At 72.9% G+C, this 15,967-nt stretch carries 15 protein-coding genes and 1 riboswitch; of the genes, 12 read left to right on the forward strand and 3 right to left on the reverse strand.

Translation table 11 applies throughout. From position 1 onward, the window contains the following. Positions 1–44 precede the first annotated feature (44 nt). Positions 45–175: riboswitch (FMN riboswitch) on the forward strand. 152 nt (positions 176–327) lie between these two features. The 11 genes from ribD to ACZ60J_RS26415 all read left to right on the forward strand — a co-directional run bounded on the left by ribD (position 328) and on the right by ACZ60J_RS26415 (position 9,717). Beyond that, a complete protein-coding gene (ribD, locus tag ACZ60J_RS26365; protein WP_469685496.1) occupies positions 328–1,485 on the forward strand; it encodes a bifunctional diaminohydroxyphosphoribosylaminopyrimidine deaminase/5-amino-6-(5-phosphoribosylamino)uracil reductase RibD in 1,158 nt (385 codons plus the stop codon). Next, complete coding sequence (locus tag ACZ60J_RS26370) at positions 1,486–2,109, forward strand: riboflavin synthase (RefSeq protein ID WP_469685498.1); 624 nt, start codon at positions 1,486–1,488, stop codon at positions 2,107–2,109. After that, complete coding sequence (locus ACZ60J_RS26375; RefSeq protein ID WP_382969785.1) at positions 2,106–2,762, forward strand: nicotinamide mononucleotide transporter family protein; 657 nt, start codon at positions 2,106–2,108, stop codon at positions 2,760–2,762. The genes ACZ60J_RS26370 and ACZ60J_RS26375 overlap by 4 nt, the downstream gene beginning before the upstream one ends. Then, positions 2,759–4,063, forward strand: a complete 1,305-nt coding sequence (locus ACZ60J_RS26380) for a bifunctional 3,4-dihydroxy-2-butanone-4-phosphate synthase/GTP cyclohydrolase II (protein ID WP_469685500.1) — start codon at positions 2,759–2,761, stop codon at positions 4,061–4,063. The genes ACZ60J_RS26375 and ACZ60J_RS26380 overlap by 4 nt, the downstream gene beginning before the upstream one ends. Before the next feature lie 93 nt (positions 4,064–4,156). Continuing rightward, entirely contained in the window at positions 4,157–4,654 is a 498-nt protein-coding gene (ribH, locus tag ACZ60J_RS26385; protein ID WP_250741527.1) for a 6,7-dimethyl-8-ribityllumazine synthase, read from the forward strand. Between the two features lie 46 nt (positions 4,655–4,700). After that, positions 4,701–4,982, forward strand: coding sequence for a phosphoribosyl-ATP diphosphatase (locus ACZ60J_RS26390; protein WP_250741528.1), 282 nt, complete (start codon positions 4,701–4,703; stop codon positions 4,980–4,982). Positions 4,983–5,103: 121 nt separating this feature from the next. Further along, complete coding sequence (hisG, locus tag ACZ60J_RS26395; RefSeq protein WP_469685502.1) at positions 5,104–5,952, forward strand: ATP phosphoribosyltransferase; 849 nt, start codon at positions 5,104–5,106, stop codon at positions 5,950–5,952. Positions 5,953–6,017: 65 nt separating this feature from the next. Next, a complete protein-coding gene (locus ACZ60J_RS26400) occupies positions 6,018–6,482 on the forward strand; it encodes a PH domain-containing protein (RefSeq protein ID WP_469685504.1) in 465 nt (154 codons plus the stop codon). A 200-nt stretch (positions 6,483–6,682) separates the two neighbouring features. Next, positions 6,683–8,107, forward strand: coding sequence for a hemolysin family protein (locus ACZ60J_RS26405; protein WP_469685506.1), 1,425 nt, complete (start codon positions 6,683–6,685; stop codon positions 8,105–8,107). After that, positions 8,104–9,183 (forward strand): hemolysin family protein, encoded by a 1,080-nt coding sequence (locus tag ACZ60J_RS26410; RefSeq protein ID WP_469685507.1) that lies wholly within the window; start codon positions 8,104–8,106, stop codon positions 9,181–9,183. The genes ACZ60J_RS26405 and ACZ60J_RS26410 overlap by 4 nt, the downstream gene beginning before the upstream one ends. Before the next feature lie 99 nt (positions 9,184–9,282). Further along, a complete protein-coding gene (locus ACZ60J_RS26415; protein ID WP_469685509.1) occupies positions 9,283–9,717 on the forward strand; it encodes a hypothetical protein in 435 nt (144 codons plus the stop codon). Between the two features lie 7 nt (positions 9,718–9,724). On the opposite strand, the gene ACZ60J_RS26420 is transcribed toward ACZ60J_RS26415, so the two are convergent. From ACZ60J_RS26420 to ACZ60J_RS26430, 3 genes are all read right to left on the reverse strand, one after another. Beyond that, positions 9,725–11,677 (reverse strand): AAA family ATPase, encoded by a 1,953-nt coding sequence (locus tag ACZ60J_RS26420; protein ID WP_469685510.1) that lies wholly within the window; start codon positions 11,675–11,677, stop codon positions 9,725–9,727. 400 nt (positions 11,678–12,077) lie between these two features. Then, entirely contained in the window at positions 12,078–12,749 is a 672-nt protein-coding gene (locus ACZ60J_RS26425) for a uridine kinase family protein (RefSeq protein WP_469685512.1), read from the reverse strand. 55 nt (positions 12,750–12,804) lie between these two features. Beyond that, a complete protein-coding gene (locus ACZ60J_RS26430) occupies positions 12,805–14,061 on the reverse strand; it encodes a serine hydrolase domain-containing protein (RefSeq protein ID WP_469685514.1) in 1,257 nt (418 codons plus the stop codon). 502 nt (positions 14,062–14,563) lie between these two features. On the opposite strand from ACZ60J_RS26430, the gene ACZ60J_RS26435 reads away from it, so the two are divergent. Continuing rightward, positions 14,564–15,961 (forward strand): peptidase C39 family protein, encoded by a 1,398-nt coding sequence (locus tag ACZ60J_RS26435; protein WP_469685516.1) that lies wholly within the window; start codon positions 14,564–14,566, stop codon positions 15,959–15,961. Positions 15,962–15,967 lie beyond the last annotated feature (6 nt).

Raw genomic sequence — 15,967 nt, forward strand, 5'->3', positions numbered from 1 at the left:
ATGGCCGAGGATCACCCGTGGCACACTGGTTTCAGTACCAGTAGCAGCGCACTCCGGGGTCGGTGTAATTCCGAACCGGCGGTTATAGTCCGCGACCCGTCCGCAGCCAGCGGCCGGTTGACCAGGTGAAATTCCTGGACCGACGGTTAAAGTCCGGATGGGAGGCAGTGCGCGGCGGGCCAGTCACCGGTACGCCGCCGTCGGCGGTCCATCGGGCACATCCCTCGGGACGTGCCGTCGAACGGACCGTTCTTCCGGCTTCGGCGTCCCCGCGTGTGCTACCCGCTTCATCTGTCGTATCCCGACAGGCCCCGGAGTCCGTGCCCGATGAGGCAGGAGGACCCGGTGGCGACACACGCCGCGCACGCAGCACCCGACGCGGGCATCCGCGCCATGCGCCGAGCCATCGAGCTCGCCGCCCGCGGACTCGGCTCCACCAGCCCCAACCCCGTCGTCGGCTGCGTCATCACCGACGCCTCGGGCACCGTGGTGGGCGAAGGCTGGCACGAGCGGGCCGGCGGCCCGCACGCCGAGGTCCACGCCCTGAACGCGGCCGGCGCCGCAGCCCGCGGCGGCACCGCCTACGTCACCCTCGAACCCTGCAACCACACCGGCCGTACGGGACCCTGCGCGCAGGCGCTCATCGCCGCCGGGATCACCCGCGTGGTCTACGCGGTCTCCGACCCGAACCCGCAGGCCAGCGGCGGCGGAGCCACCCTGCGCGCCGCCGGGATCGACACCGCGGCCGGACTGCTCCGCGAGGAGGCCGAGGCGGGCAACGCCGCCTGGCTGACCTCCGTACGCCTGGGCCGCCCGTACATCCTGTGGAAGTACGCCGCGACCCTCGACGGCCGCATCGCGGCCGCCGACGGCACCAGCCGCTGGATCAGCTCCCCCGAGTCCCGCGCCGACGTCCACCGGCTGCGCGCCGAGTCCGACGCCGTCGTCGTCGGCTCCGGCACCCTGCGCGCCGACGACCCGCACCTCGCCGTACGGGGGATCGACGGCTTCACCGCCGCCGACCAGCCGCTGCGCGTGGTCCTGGACACCCACGCCACGATCCGGCCCACCGCCCGGGTCCTGGACGAGGCCGCACCCACCCTGATCGTCGTCGCCGAGGATGCCGACACCCGCCACCTCGCCGGAGTGGAGCTGGCCCGGCTCCCGTACGACAAGTACGGGATCTCCGTGGACGCCCTGCTGCGCGAGCTGTACGGACGCGGCATCCGCTCCGTCCTCCTCGAAGGCGGCCCCACCCTGGCCGGCGCCTTCGTCGCCGCCGGGGCCGTCGACAAGGTCGTCGGCTACCTGGCCCCCGTCCTCCTCGGCGCGGGCCCCCTGGCCCTCGCCGACGCCGGCATCGGCACCCTCGCCGATGCGCTCCGGCTCCGGATCACCGAAACCGTCCGCATCGGCACGGACATCCGCGTCACCGCCGTCCCCGCGCCGGCCCCCACCGCCCCCACAGCCCTCAAGGAGCACTGAGTGTTCACCGGAATCGTCGAAGAACTGGGCGAGGTCGTCGCCGTCGAGGAGCTCGCCGAAGCCTCCCGCTTCCGCCTGCGCGGCCCCGTCGTCACCGACGACGCCAAGCACGGCGACTCCATCGCCGTGAACGGCGTCTGCCTGACGGTCGTGGAGACCGGTGACGGAGAGTTCACCGCCGACGTCATGCAGGAGACCCTGAACCGCTCCAGCCTCGGCGCCCTCACCCAGGGCTCCCGGGTCAACCTGGAGCGCCCGATGGCGCTCGGCGGACGGCTCGGCGGCCACCTGGTGCAGGGGCACGTGGACGGTACCGGCGAGATCCTCTCGCGGACCCCCTCCGAGCACTGGGAGATCGTCAAGGTCGCCCTCCCGCAGAACCTCTCCCGGTACGTCGTCGAGAAGGGCTCCATCACGGTCGACGGCGTCAGCCTCACCGTGGTCGAGGCCGCCGCGGACTGGTTCACCATCAGCCTCATCCCCACCACCCTCGCGCTGACCACCCTGGGCATCAAGAAGCCCGGCGACCCGGTCAACCTCGAGGTCGACGTCCTGGCGAAGTACGTGGAGCGGCTGCTGGCCGCCGGCGTCGACCCCCTGCACCCCCAGGAGACGGCCCAGTGAGCGCCCTGACCTGGCTCAACACCGAGGCCTTCGAGGTCTTCGGCCAGAAGGTCATCTGGTCCGACATGATCGGCAACCTGATCGGCCTGGGCGCCCTCGCGCTCGGCTGGCGGCGCTCCATATGGACCTGGCCCGCCCAGCTCCTCTCCGGCCTGATCCTCGTCGGCGCCTACGCCTCCGCCCACCTCGCGGGCGGGGTCGGCAAGCAGCTCCTCGTCATCGGTGTGGCCGTCTGGGGCTGGCGCGCCTGGCAGCGCGGCAAGCAGGACGCCCAGGACGGCTCCATCGCCGTCCGCACCGCCTCCTGGAAGGAGCGCGGGCTGCTGCTGGCCGGCGCGGCCGCCGGGACCCTGGCCGTCGGCGGACTGTTCACCCTCTACCCGAGCCTGTCGTGGAGCCCGTGGGCCGACGCCTACATCTTCGTCGGCACCATCGTCGCGATGGTCGCCCAGGCCCGGGGCCTGGTCGAGTTCTGGTTCGCCTGGCTCCTCGTCGACCTGGTCGGCGTCCCCCTCGCCTTCAACAGCGGACTGGCCTTCTCCGGCCTCGTCTACGTCGTCTACTTCGCCCTCGTCGTCTGGGGCGCCTACGACTGGTACCAGCGTTCGCGCACCACCACCACCGCCCCGGCTCTGGAAGGAGCAACGGCATGAACACCCCGAACCCCGTCCTGAAGCCCGTGCCCGACGTCGAGCACGAAGAGATCTTCCGCCTCGACCCCGTCGAGCAGGCCATCCGCGACATCGCGGCCGGGCGTCCCGTGGTCGTCGTCGACGACGAGGACCGCGAGAACGAGGGCGACCTCGTCATCGCGGCCGAGAAGGCCACCCCCGAGATCATCGCGTTCATGATGAGCGAGTGCCGCGGCCTGATCTGCGCCCCGATGGAGGGCGACGAGCTGGAGCGCCTCGAACTGCCGCAGATGGTCCAGCACAACACCGAGTCGATGCAGACCGCCTTCACCGTGTCGGTCGACGCGAGCGGCGCCCACGGCGTCACCACCGGCATCTCCGCCGCCGACCGCGCCACCACCCTGCGGCTGCTGGCCGACGGGGTCTCCGGCCCCGCCGACTTCGTCCGCCCCGGCCACATCTTCCCGCTGCGCGCCAAGCCCGGCGGCGTCCTGGTCCGCAACGGCCACACCGAGGCCGCGGTCGACCTCGCCCGCCTCGCGGGCCTGCGCCCCGCCGGCGCCATCGTGGAGATCGCCGGCGAGGACGGGGTGATGCTGCGACTGCCCGAGCTGATCCCCTTCGCCCGCAAGCACGGCCTGACGATCATCTCCATCGAGGACCTGATCGCCTACCGCCGCTCCGCCGAGCCGACCGTGCGCCGCGAGGCCCAGGTCAGCCTGCCGACCACGTTCGGCCACTTCACCGCGTACGGCTACCGCTCCACCGTCGACGGCGTCGAGCACGTCGCCCTCGTCCACGGCGAGATCGGCGACGGCGAGGACGTCCTGGTCCGCATGCACTCCGAGTGCCTGACCGGGGACATCTTCCAGTCGCAGCGCTGCGACTGCGGCCCCCAGCTGCACGCCGCCATGGAGCGGGTCCAGGCCGCCGGCCGCGGTGTGATCGTCTACCTGCGCGGTCACGAGGGCCGCGGCATCGGACTGCTGTCCAAGCTGCGCGCGTACGAGCTCCAGGAGCGCGGCCGCGACACCCTCGACGCCAACCTCGAACTGGGTCTGCCGGCCGACGCCCGCGACTACGGGGCCGGCGCCCAGATGCTCGCTGACCTCGGCGTCCACAGCGTCCGGCTGCTGACCAACAACCCCGAGAAGGCGGAAGCCCTCGTCGACCACGGCATCAAGGTTTCCGACCGGGAGTCGATGCCCATGGAGGCGGGCGAGCACAACCTGCGCTACCTCCGCACCAAGCGGGACCGGATGGGCCACGACCTGCCGTGGCTCGAAGGGACCGTCACCACGTCCGCCTGCGGCAACCAGTAGCCGGCGGCCGGCGAACCAGTAGCACCATCCCCAAGCACCACACACCATCACACACCACACCACACCACACGAATCGCACCGAGGAGCAGAGCTGTGAGCGGCAAGGGCGCACCCGAACTGAGCGTGAAGAACTGCGGAGACCTGCGTGTCGCAGTGATCGCGGCCCAGTGGCACGAGAAGGTCATGGACGGCCTGGTGGACGGCGCCCTGCGGGCCCTGCACGAGCTGGGCATCGACGAGCCCACCCTGCTGCGCGTCCCGGGCAGCTTCGAGCTCCCGGTCGTGGCGAAGGTCCTGGCCGGGCGCGGCTACGATGCCATCGTCGCCCTCGGCGTGGTCATCCGCGGCGGAACCCCGCACTTCGACTACGTCTGCCAGGGCGTCACCCAGGGCCTGGTCCAGGTGTCGATCGACACCGGAGTCCCCGTCGGCTTCGGCGTACTGACCTGCGACAACGACGAGCAGGCGCTGGACCGCGCCGGACTCGAGGGGTCGAACGAGGACAAGGGGCACGAAGCGGTCACCGCCGCCGTGTCCACCGCCATGACCCTGCGGACCGTCAGCGAACCCTGGCGCCAGTCCAAGGGGTGAACCCAGGCGCTGGGACACCGGGGTGAGCCCGTACCCTAGGGACATCATGGCGAACACACCCTCCAAGAGTTTCGAAGAGCTCTTCACCGAGCTCCAGCTCAAGGCCGCCAACGGCGACCCCAGCACCTCCCGAACCGCCGAGCTGGTCGGCAAGGGCGTCCATGCCATCGGCAAGAAGGTCGTCGAGGAGGCCGCCGAGGTCTGGATGGCCGCCGAGTACGAGAGCAAGGAAGCCGCCGCCGAGGAAATCTCCCAGCTGCTCTACCACGTCCAGGTGATGATGGTGGCGCGCGGGATCTCCCTCGACGACGTCTACGCGCACCTCTAGGCCGCGGTCCTCGGACCCCAGCAGTTCCGCGCGGGCCCCGGCACACACTGCCGGGGCGTCCGCGCGCCCGGTACCCGTACACCAGCACACCCTTTCGCACCTACGCACCAAAGGAAGCCCCATGCTGCGCATCGCCGTCCCCAACAAGGGTTCACTCTCCGGACCGGCGTCGGCGATGCTCCATGAGGCCGGCTACCGGATGCGCAAGGAGTCCAAGGAGCTCGTGGTCGTCGACCCCGAGAACGAGGTGGAGTTCTTCTACCTCCGCCCCAAGGACATCGCGATCTACGTGTCCTCCGGCAAGCTCGACATCGGCATCACCGGCCGTGACCTGCTGCTCGACTCCGGCGCCAGCGCCGAGGAGATCCTGCCGCTGAACTTCGGCCGCTCCACCTTCCGCTACGCCACCATCCCCGGCACCGCGAAGGGCCCCGAGGACTTCCACGGGATGACCATCGCGACCTCGTACGAGGGAATCGTCGCGAAGCACCTCGCCGACAAGGGCATCGAAGCCTCCGTCGTCCACCTCGACGGCGCGGTCGAGACCGCCATCCAGCTCGGCGTCGCCCAGATCATCGCCGACGTCGTCGAGACCGGCACCAGCCTGCGCAACGCCGGACTGGAGGTCATCGGCGAGCCGATCATGACCTCCGAGGCCGTCGTCATCCGCGGCAACGCCGCCGACCCCGAAGACCCCCGGGCCCAGCAGTTCCTGCGCCGCCTCCAGGGCGTCCTGGTCGCCCGCAGCTACGTGATGATGGACTACGACTGCCGCGCCGAGCACCTGGAGCGCGCGGTCGCCCTCACCCCGGGCCTGGAGTCGCCGACCGTCTCCCCGCTGCACAACGAGGGCTGGGTCGCCGTCCGCGCCATGGTCCCCGCCAAGGAGGCCCAGCGGATCATGGACGACCTGTACGAGCTCGGCGCGCGGGCGATCCTCACCACCTCGATCCACGCCTGCCGCCTCTGACGCGTACGACGGCACCCGCCGCACGTACCCCCACCAGCCGGCACCACCCGAAGGCACCGAAGAACATGGCCGACGCCACCGCCCAGCCCGCACCGCCCGCCCTGCCGGTCACCTTCCGGCCGACCCGCACCCGGGCCGTCCTGCTGGGCGTGGGCGCCGCCATGTTCCTCACCATCACGGCCATCGCCGTGATGCTGGAGCGCCTGCAGCCCGGCGAGCGGATCAGCTTCGTCTTCGTCGCCGTCCTGCTCTCCTCCGTCCTCGTCCTCCTCAGCCGCCCCAAGGTGGTCGCCGAGGAGACCGGGGTCACGGTCGTCAACCTCACCACCACCCGCCGCCTGGAGTGGGCGCAGATCCTGCGCGTCAACCTCCGCCCCGGCGACGCCTGGGTGTTCCTCGACCTGAGCGACGGCACCAGCCTGCCCGCCCTCGGCATCCAGCCCGGGGTCGCCAAGGCCCAGGCGATCGCCGACGCCCGCGCCCTGCGCGCCCTGGCCGAAGCCCACGGAACCGGCTCAAAGAACGACTGAGCCCGGCCGACCTCGTCGCTGCGTCCCATTGCGGCGGCGATCTCAATGACTAACCTGGTGTGGGGGCGCGACCGTGCGCCCTCCCACCGGCCCCGGGACCCCGAGGCCCGTGGGCACCTGCGACTCGAGGAGTGACTCCCTCCAGCAATGGACGGATCGTCCGGTAGTACACGCGCCGCCCTCCCCACAGGGGCGGCGGCATGACCATCCCGCTACTTCTGCTCGTGGCGGCATTCGCCCTGATCCTCGCCAACGGCTTCTTCGTGGCAGCCGAATTCGGCCTCGTCACCGTCGAGAGACCCGAGGCCGAACGCGCCGCGGCCGAGGGCGACCGCCGTGCCCGCACGGTCGTCGCAGCCCTTCGGGAGCTGTCCTTCCAGCTCTCCGGCACCCAGCTCGGCATCACCATCACCTCCCTCGTGGTCGGCATGCTCGCCGAACCCGCCCTCGCCGCCCTGCTGGCCGGGCCGCTCGAAGCGGCCGGCCTCCCCAAGGGCGCCGTACCCGGCGCGGCCGTCGTCATCGGCATGCTGCTCGCCTCCGCCGTCCAGATGGTCGTCGGCGAGCTCGTCCCGAAGAACTGGGCCGTCTCCCGGCCGCTCCAGGTGGCCCGCTTCGTGGCCGGCCCGCAGCACGTCTTCTCCCGGGTCTTCCGGCCCGTCATCGCGGGCCTCAACGCCGTCGCCAACCGGCTCGTCCGGTCGCTCGGCGTGGAGCCCACCGAAGAGATGGCCTCCGCCCGCACCCCCGGCGAACTGGTCTCCCTGGTCCGCCATTCGGCCCAGGCCGGAGCCCTGGAACAGGACACCGCAGACCTCTTCGTACGGACCCTGTCGCTGGGCGAGCTCACGGCGCAGCTGGTCATGACCCCCCGGGTCAAGGTCAGCGCCCTCCAGCACACGGCCACCGCGGCCGACGTGCTCAACCTGACCCGCGCCACGGGCCTGTCCCGCTTCCCCGTCTACCGCGAGCGCATCGACGAGATCACCGGGGTCGTCCACCTCAAGGACGCCCTCGCCGTGCCCGAGTCCGAGCGCGCCCGCACCAGCGTCGGCGGGATCTGCGTGGCCCCCCTGCTGGTGCCCGGCTCCCTGCCGGTGCAGCCGCTGCTGGAACGGCTGCGCAGCGAACAGCCCATGGCCGTGGTCGTCGACGAGTATGGCGGCACCGCCGGCGTCGTCACCCTGGAGGACATCGTGGAAGAGCTCGTCGGCGAAGTCCGCGACGAGCACGACCTCGCCGAGGACGGCAGCCCCGAACTGGCCGCCGTACCCGCCGAGGACGGCCGCCCCTCCTGGGAGGCCGACGGCAGCTGCCGCGTGCAGACCCTGCGCCGGATAGGCCTGGAGGTCCCCGAAGGCCCGTACGAGACCGTCGCCGGCCTCGTCGCCGACCTGCTCGGCCGGATCCCCGCCCCCGGGGACCGCGCCGAACTCCCCGGCTGGAAGCTCTCCGTGCGCCAGGTCCGCCGCTACCGCGCCGAGCGGGTCCGCCTCGTGCGCACCGCTCCCGCGGGCCCCGGCACGCCGGGCTCCGACGGGCCGGGCCTCTACGGGCAGGGCTCCTACGGGTTGGCCCCGGACGCCGCGGCGTCCTCCGAGCTGGCTCAGGTGGGTGGCCGGTGAACGCGCTCCAACTGCTGTTCGCCCTGCTCCTCGTCCTGGCCAACGGCTTCTTCGTCGGCGCCGAGTTCGCACTCGTCTCCGTCCGCCGCAGCCAGATCGAGCCCCTGGCCGCCGAATCCAAGCGGGCCCGCCAGGTGCTCCACGGCCTGGAGAACCTGCCGCGCATGATGGCCGCCGCACAGTTCGGCATCACCGTGTGCTCGCTCACCCTCGGAGCCGTGGCCGAACCCACCGTGGCCCGGCTCCTGGAGCCCCTCTTCCACGCCGCCCACGTGCCCGAGGGGCTGATCCATCCGCTGGGCTACGCGGTGGCCCTCACCGCGGTGATCTTCCTCCACCTGGTCATCGGCGAGATGGTCCCCAAGAACCTCGCCATGGCCGCCCCCGAGAAGACGGCCCTGTGGTTCAGCCCCGGACTGGTCGCCTTCGCACGGGTCTGCGGACCGGTCACCACCGCGCTGGGCGCCTGTGCCACGCTGATCCTGCGGCTCTTCAAGGTGGAGCCCAAGGACGAGGTCGAGGCCGTCTACACCTCCGCCCAGCTCGGCCGCCTGCTCAAGGACTCCCGGCAGGCCGGCCTGCTGGAGCCGGTCGAGCAGGAGCGCCTGGAGGACGCGCTGGAACTGGGCAGCCGCCCGGTCACCGACGTCCTCCTCGCCCCGGCCCGGCTGGTCACGGTCGGACCGGCCGTCACCCCGCGCCAGATCGAGCAGCTGACGGTCCGCACCGGGTACTCCCGGTTCCCCGTCCGCGCCGACAGCGGTGCCTTCATGGGCTACCTGCACGTGAAGGACGTCCTGGACCTGGAAGACCGGGAACGGGCCGTGCCCCAGCGGGTCTGGCGCCGGATGACCACGGTCTGCTCCACGCTCCCGCTGGACGATGCCCTGACGGTGATGCGCCGCGATGCGACGCACCTGGCGCAGGTCGCCGATCCCTCGGGCAGGGTCCTCGGCCTGGTCGCCATGGAGGACGTACTGGAAACGCTGGTGGGTGAGGTGCGCGACCCCGCGCACCGCACGGCACCGCACTCCCGGACGGCCGAACTCCGTTCGGAGGGCGCGCTCGCCGGCTGAGGCGCCCGCCGGACCCGCCGCCGCCGGACCCTTCGCACGACGGGTCCGGCGGCGGCGTCGTGCCGCCATACTCGTGAGGAGGCGGCGGGAGGGGCGTTCATGCGATCCGGTGAACAGGACGAACACGAAGACGGGGAACCGGACTTCCGGGACGCGGCCCGCGAGGTGCTGGACCGGCTGACGGAGGACCCCGACGCCCCCTCCCCGGTGGCACGCCGGCTGCGCGAGATCCTCCTCGACGGGCTGCCGCCCGAACAGGTGGCCGTCGTCGCCGCCTTCGAGCACGCACCGGCCGAGGCCCAGGCCCTCGAAGAGGTCCTGACACGGCGCGCGGCGGCGGACCCCGAGTTCGAGGGCCGCGTCCGGGCCCTGCTGCAAGGCGGGCTCGGCGACGGCGAGGCGGACGAGCGGTGGGCCGAGCAGTACGGCGGACGGCCCCTCTGGGCGGGCTGGTTCTTCATCGCCGCGGCCCTCGCCTTCCTGGTCCTCTCCGCCTTCGCGGCCTGCTCAGGCCCGCCGCCGGACATACCCTAGGGAGCCCTCACAGCGGTGGCGGCTCCTGCCGCTCCTGGGGGCCGCGGCCCGACAGGACCTCCCCGTACGCCTGCATCAGGTCCGCCAGCCGCAGGGTGGACAGGTCCTCCCGCGACGGATCACCGGCGAAGCCCGACAGCCGCAGGTCCCGGTACGCGCAGCTCTTCTCGTACAGCGTGCGCAGGAACCGGCCGTTGCCCAGCTCGTCGATCCACCCCTGCTCCACCACGTGCCCGCTGATGCTCCGCAGCTCGTCCAGGGCCTCCTCGTCCCACCGGTCGCCGTTGGCGTCCGCCAGCACCCCGCCGATCGACGTGAGTTCCGGCGGCCGGTAGCTGGGGAAGTCCACCCGCGTGGTGAACCGCGAGGACAGCCCCGGATTCGTGGCGAGCAGCCGGTCCATCCCCGCCGGATAGCCCGCGAGGATGACGACGAGGTGGTCGCGGTTGTCCTCAGCCCGCTTCAGGAGCACCTGCAGGGCCTCGTCGCCGTACGCGTCGCCCTTGCTGTAGCCGGAGTTGGAGAGGCTGTACGCCTCGTCCACGAACAGCACCCCGCCGATCGCCGAGTCGATCAGCTCGTTCGCCTTCACCGCGGTCTGCCCGAGGAACTCGCCGACCAGGTCGGCGCGCCCGGCCTCCACCAGATGGTCGCCTCCGAGCAGGCCCAGCGCGTAGAAGACCCGGCCCAGGATCCGCGCCACCGTGGTCTTCCCCGTGCCCGAAGGCCCGGAGAAGACGAAGTGCCGTTTCGGCGGCTGCACCGGCAGCCCCTGCCCCGTCCGCAGCCTGGCCATGTGGAGCTGCGCGGAGAGCGCCTTCACCTGCCGCTTGACCGGCTCCAGGCCCACCATCCGCTCCAGCTCCGCGAGCGCCTCGGCCAGCGCCGCCGGATCCGCCGGCCCGGCCGGCAGGCCCACCGGCCCCGGCTGCGCGGGCAGCGAGGCCTTGCGCCGCACCCCGGCCGGCAGACCCGCGCCGGGCCCCGGCGACCCCGGGCCGTGCCGCGGTTCCGGCGGGTCGGCCGCCGCCGGCGGGTCCGTATCCGGCTGCCCGTCGGCGGCGATCCCCTGGACCGGACCGCCTCCGCCCAGCGCCACCGCCGCGAAGTCGCCGCCCGAAGGGGCCGGTCCGTGCCCGCCGAAGGCCTCGTAGCCCGCGCCGCTCGCGTACCCGGCCAGGCCGTCGGCGTCCTCGCTGTCCTCGATCGCCGTCAGCCGGGCCGCCGTGTCCATGAACGCCGGGTCCACCCGGTGCACCGCCCGGTACAGCGGCAGGGCCGCCGCGCTGCGCCCGGTCCCCTCGTGCGCCCGCGCCAGCCAGTACCGCAGCTCCTTGCGCTGCGGCTGCTCGCTGCGGCAGCGCATCAGCGAGGCCGCCAGCAGCGGCTCGGCCTGCCCGTACATCTCCAGCCGGACCCGGGCCATTCCGCCGAACAGGCCCGCCTCGATGCCCAGGAGCGGATCGTCGACCAGCGATTCCGTGGAGCGCACCAACTGCTCCCAGTCCTTGACCAGGTACGCCCGGCAGGCGTGCAGGAAGCGCACCTGGGGGTCGGTGTCCACGGGCGGCAGAGCGGCCAGCGCCTGGTCCAGCTCGGGGACGTGGCGCCCGTCCAGCCAGTGCGAGGCGTGCGCCAGCAGCAGGTCCCGGCGGGTCTCCAGTACCGGCTGCACCCACCAGCCCAGCCAGTACCAGGAGTTCAGCGTCCGCCGGTGGCGGGCCCGCTGTTCCCCGAAGCGGTCCCGGTGGGCGTACATGCGCAATAACGCGTTGGTGGTGTCGACGCGGAGCGCGTGCAGGCCCAGCCAGGCATCGGCCATCCCGGGATCGAGCCGTACGGCCGCCCGGAACTCCTCCTCGGCCTGCGGGTAGGCGCCCATCGTGCAGGCGTCCACTCCGCGCAGCCAGGCGAGTTCGGCCGGGGCGTGCGCGCTGCTTCCGTGCGCGGCGAAGTCCATCACATCCCCCACAAGCTGCCCCCGTGGTGCCCAGCAACCCCCGCGATGCATCCGCGAGTTGTTCCTGCGCCGATGAAATCAGGGGTGCATCGTACCTGCGGTTACGCACCTTACGTAGGGTGCGTCGAAGACCGGCCGGGCGCCGATCCGGACGATCCACGGTGACTCAGGGTGAGAAAACGGCCGGGATGCGCCCTGTGCGACGCCAGGGCGGAGGAGTGCCGGACGGGGACGCGCGGGGGGCCGGGGGACAGAACGAAGCCCCCGATCACGGGGGAACAATCGGGGGCTTCGCGTCCGTGACGGCCGGTGAGGGCCGCCTGTTCAGAACGTAAGGCCGCCCCGGGCCCCGGGTCAAGCGGCCCGGAGGCACCCGCGGAGAGGGCCTCTCGCCCGTCCTTCAGGCGTGGGGGGCCTCGTCACCCTCCGTCACGCAAGCGCCGGTTCCCGCCGCCCCGGACGCCCCGGAAGTCCACTCGTATCCCGTACTGCTCTGCCGCACCAGGGTGTCGGCGAAGGGGCGCGAAGGATCATCCGAGAAGTGCGCGAGCTCCGCGCGCTCCCATCCGTCCCAGAAGTCGGAAAGTTCGCGCCCGTCCCGGTTGCGCCCGCGCCCCCAGGACTTCGCACGCGGAGTCTCCATCCACAGCAGCCGCGCCAGGCACGGGCGCAGGGCGCGCCGCCCGGCACCGACCCCCTCGACGAGCAGCACCGGACCGGGCTCCAGCACCCGCTCCGGCCCGAACCGCCGCTCGACCCAGTCGTACGCGGCCCAGTGCGCGGCCCGCCCCGCGGCGAGCGGCTCCAGCACCTGCGCGCGCAGCCGCCCGACCCACTCGAAGAGCTCCTCGTGGCTGGCCACGTCGTCCAGCCGCAGCACGGGAACCCCGCCCAGGGCCTCGGCGAGCGCCCCCGCGAAGGTGCTCTTCCCGGACCCGGCGTGCCCGTCGATCCCGATCACCCGGACTGGCCCGAGGGAGGGAGGCAGCGCGGCGAGCTCGCGCGCCAGGGGCAGCAGCGAGGGGAGGGGCGAAGGCGACGGAAGCGACGGAAGCGCGGGCTGGTTCTCCACGGACCCAGCCTATGGCTTCGGCCCGCAGTCGCCCTCGGCTGCCCTTCGGCCGCTCTCATCCACCGGAGGCGGGGGCGGAGGCGCCGGACGTCGCGTCGGGTGTGGCGTTGGGCTGCGCGGCGGCCGGGAGGGACCACACGTGGTCCGGAGTGGCGATCTCGGTGACGGTCCTGCCGATGATGGTGCTGAGGCTCCCCTCGTCCCCGGCCGGCCCGTCCTCGTCGGAGTTGACGATGACGACGAGCACCGCGCGCTCCTTCGGGAGCCCGGCGGCGATCGTCTCGTAGCCCGGGAGCTCGCCGTTGTGCCCGAGCCAGCCGTTCACCTCGGCGATCCCGAGGCCGTAGGCCACGCCGGGATAGCCGGTGGGCAGGACCCGCATGCGGTCCGCCTGGGTGTCCGGCCGCAGGAGCGCGGCGCCGTCCGCCGTCCGCCCCCCGGTCAGCGCGGGCACCCAGGTGTGCAGATCGTCCAGGGTGGAGGTCATGGCCCCGGCGGCCCAGCCCCACGAGGGGTTCCACGAGGAGGCGTCGACGACCTTCCCGCCGGGCGAGAACGTCGTGTAGCCGTGGGCGTACGGGCTCGGGATCTCGGCGCCCTTCGGCAGTGTGGTGTCCGCCAGGCCGACCGGTCGGAGCACGTGGTCGTGCAGGTAGTCGGTCAGGCTCTGGCCGCTGAGCTGCTCGACGAGCACGCCGAGCAGCACCGTGTTGGTGTTGCTGTACTCCCACTTGGCACCCGGCGCGAAGTCCATGGGGTGCGCGAACGCAATGTCCAGGACCTCCTGCGGGGTCCATTCACGGGTCGGATCGGCTTGCAGTTCGGCCAGCCAGGCGGTGTCCGAGGTGTAGTCGAAGAGCCCGCTGCGCATCTCCGCGAGCTGGCGCACGGTGACCCGCTCCGCGCCGGCCACCCGCTCCAGCCGGGTGGCGAGCGGTCCACGGAGGTACTCCAGGACGGGTGCGTCGAGCCGGAGCTTGCCCGCGTCGACGAGCTGGAGGACGGCAGTGATCGTGAAGGTCTTGGTGACGCTGCCGATCCGGGTGTGGAGGTCGGTCTTCATCGGCGTGCCCGTGGCGGTGTCGGCGGTGCCGAAGGCGCGCTCGTAGGAACCCCCGCCCTCGAACCACAGGCCGACGCCGACCCCCGGGATGTCCGCCTTCTTCATGGCCGCGGTGATCGCCTCGTCGAGGCGCTCGGCGGTGGCGGCGTCGACGTCCGCCGTCGCGCGCTCGGGCGGGGCCGCCGCACACAGCCCGGTCAACAGCAGGGAAGCGGCGGCCGCCACGGCGGCGGCCCGGAAGCTGCGCATCACGCATCACCCCTGAACGCGGCACCCCGAGTCCACTCCCACCATCGTAGGAACGCTCCCGCCCCCCGGCCACCCACGCCGCAGGCACGTCCAGCCCCTCCGCCACCCGAGCAGCGGGCGCCCGGGGCCGCCGCCGCTGCCGCCTCCCGGCAGCGGTCCCCCCTCCCGGCAGCGGTCCCCCCTCCCGGCAGCGGTGCGGCCCCCGGCAACGGCGCCCCCCCCGGCAGCGATGCGTCCCCTGGCCGCGGTGCGGCCCTCGGCAACGGCGGGACCTCGGCGCCGCCCCCGGCACCGCTGCCGGGCCCCCGGCAGCGGGTCCGGGGCGGAGCCCCGGGGAACGGTGGAAGGGTGGAGAGGGGACGGCCCCGCAGGGACCGACCGGGGGAGCGGGGGCCGCGCCCCGTCACCCCGACACGGCGCCCCGGCTTCACGGCCCCGGACGCGGGAACTGGAAGGGTGGGCGGGAGCCGACCCGCCGCACCGACCCCTGGGGGCCACGCCGATGACCGCACCCACACCCCGCCGCGCCCTCCTGGCGGTAGCCCTGGCGGCAGCCACCGCCGCCACCGTCCCCGGCGGCCGTGCCTCCGCCGCCGGGCCGAAGCCCGCCACCCCGCCCCCGGCCGGAGCCGCCGCCTCCGAGGCCGCCGCCGAAGCCACCCGCAAGACGGTGGACAACCGCTTCTGGTACTCGTACGCCCACTGGACCGCAGGCCAACACCAGGGCACCACCGCCATCGGCGGCGCCCGCCCCGGCCTGGAGATCAAGACCCCGACGGGCCGTACCGAGTACACGGACCCGCACACCGCCAGGAAGAGCACCTGGGAGTACGCCACGTGGACCTCCCCGGTCCACACCTCGACCGTCCCCGCCACCGAGGCCATCGCCTCCTGGAACGCCCGCACCCCGGCCGGCACCTGGATCCAGGCCGAACTGCGCGGCACCTACACCGACGGCGCCGCCACCCCCTGGTACGTGATGGGCCGCTGGGCCTCCGGCGACGGGGACATCCGGCGCACCTCCGTGGACGGGCAGACCGACGGCAAGTCCACCGTCTGGACCGACACCCTGGCCGTGGACGCCCCCGCGAGCGGGCTGCGGATCAAGGACTGGCGGCTGCGCCTGACCCTGTACCGCAAGCCCGGCGCGAGCCGGGGCCCCACGGTGTGGCTGGCCGGCGCCATGGCCTCGGACGTCCCGGACCGGTTCTCGGTCCCGGCGTCCGTCCCTTCCGCTGCCGGGGCCCACGAGCTGAAGGTGCCGAGGTACTCGCAGGAGACGCATGCGGGCCAGTACCCCGAGTACGACAACGGCGGCGAGGCCTGGTGCAGCCCCACCTCCTCGCAGATGATCATCGAGTTCTGGGGCCGCAGGGCCAGCGCCTCCTCGGTGGCCTGGGTGAAGAAGGACTACGCGGACCCCCAGGTCTGCCACGCCGCCCGCTCCACCTACGACGCCGCCTACAAGGGCTGCGGAAACTGGCCCTTCAACGCCGCCTACGCCGCCACGTACCGGCAGATGGCCGGCGTCGTCACCCGCCTCGGCTCCCTCGCGGACCTGGAGACCCTGGTGCGGGCCGGAGTCCCCGTCATCACCTCGCAGTCCTTCACGGCCGAGGAGCTCACGGGCGCGGGCTACGGTACGGCCGGCCACCTGATGACCGTCATCGGCTTCACCGCCTCGGGCGACGTGATCGCCAACGACCCGAACTCGGCCGACAACGCCGCGGTGCGCCGTGTCTACGCCCGCCGCCAGTTCGAGAACAACTGGCTCCGGACCAAGCGCCACAACGCCGCGGGCAAGGTCGTCTCCGGCACCGGAGGCGTCTGCTACCTCTACGGTCCGATCCGGCCCAACGCGGCCCAGGTCCTCGCGCTGCGGGCGGTCGGCGTGCTCTGAGATTTT

The sequence above is a fragment of the Streptomyces sp. NPDC104226 genome (genome assembly GCF_055584085.1).

Excerpts from the sequence above, each read along its gene's own strand:
- ACZ60J_RS26380 (WP_469685500.1), top strand. The coding sequence starts at position 2,759 with ATGAACACCCCGAACCCCGTCCTGAAGCCCGTGCCCGACGTCGAGCAC.
- ACZ60J_RS26430 (WP_469685514.1), bottom strand. The coding sequence starts at position 14,061 with ATGCGCAGCTTCCGGGCCGCCGCCGTGGCGGCCGCCGCTTCCCTGCTG.
- hisG (WP_469685502.1), top strand. The coding sequence starts at position 5,104 with ATGCTGCGCATCGCCGTCCCCAACAAGGGTTCACTCTCCGGACCGGCG.
- ACZ60J_RS26415 (WP_469685509.1), top strand. The coding sequence starts at position 9,283 with ATGCGATCCGGTGAACAGGACGAACACGAAGACGGGGAACCGGACTTC.
- ACZ60J_RS26420 (WP_469685510.1), bottom strand. The coding sequence starts at position 11,677 with ATGGACTTCGCCGCGCACGGAAGCAGCGCGCACGCCCCGGCCGAACTC.
- ACZ60J_RS26390 (WP_250741528.1), top strand. The coding sequence starts at position 4,701 with ATGGCGAACACACCCTCCAAGAGTTTCGAAGAGCTCTTCACCGAGCTC.
- ACZ60J_RS26435 (WP_469685516.1), top strand. The coding sequence starts at position 14,564 with ATGACCGCACCCACACCCCGCCGCGCCCTCCTGGCGGTAGCCCTGGCG.
- ACZ60J_RS26400 (WP_469685504.1), top strand. The coding sequence starts at position 6,018 with ATGGCCGACGCCACCGCCCAGCCCGCACCGCCCGCCCTGCCGGTCACC.
- ACZ60J_RS26405 (WP_469685506.1), top strand. The coding sequence starts at position 6,683 with ATGACCATCCCGCTACTTCTGCTCGTGGCGGCATTCGCCCTGATCCTC.
- ribD (WP_469685496.1), top strand. The coding sequence starts at position 328 with ATGAGGCAGGAGGACCCGGTGGCGACACACGCCGCGCACGCAGCACCC.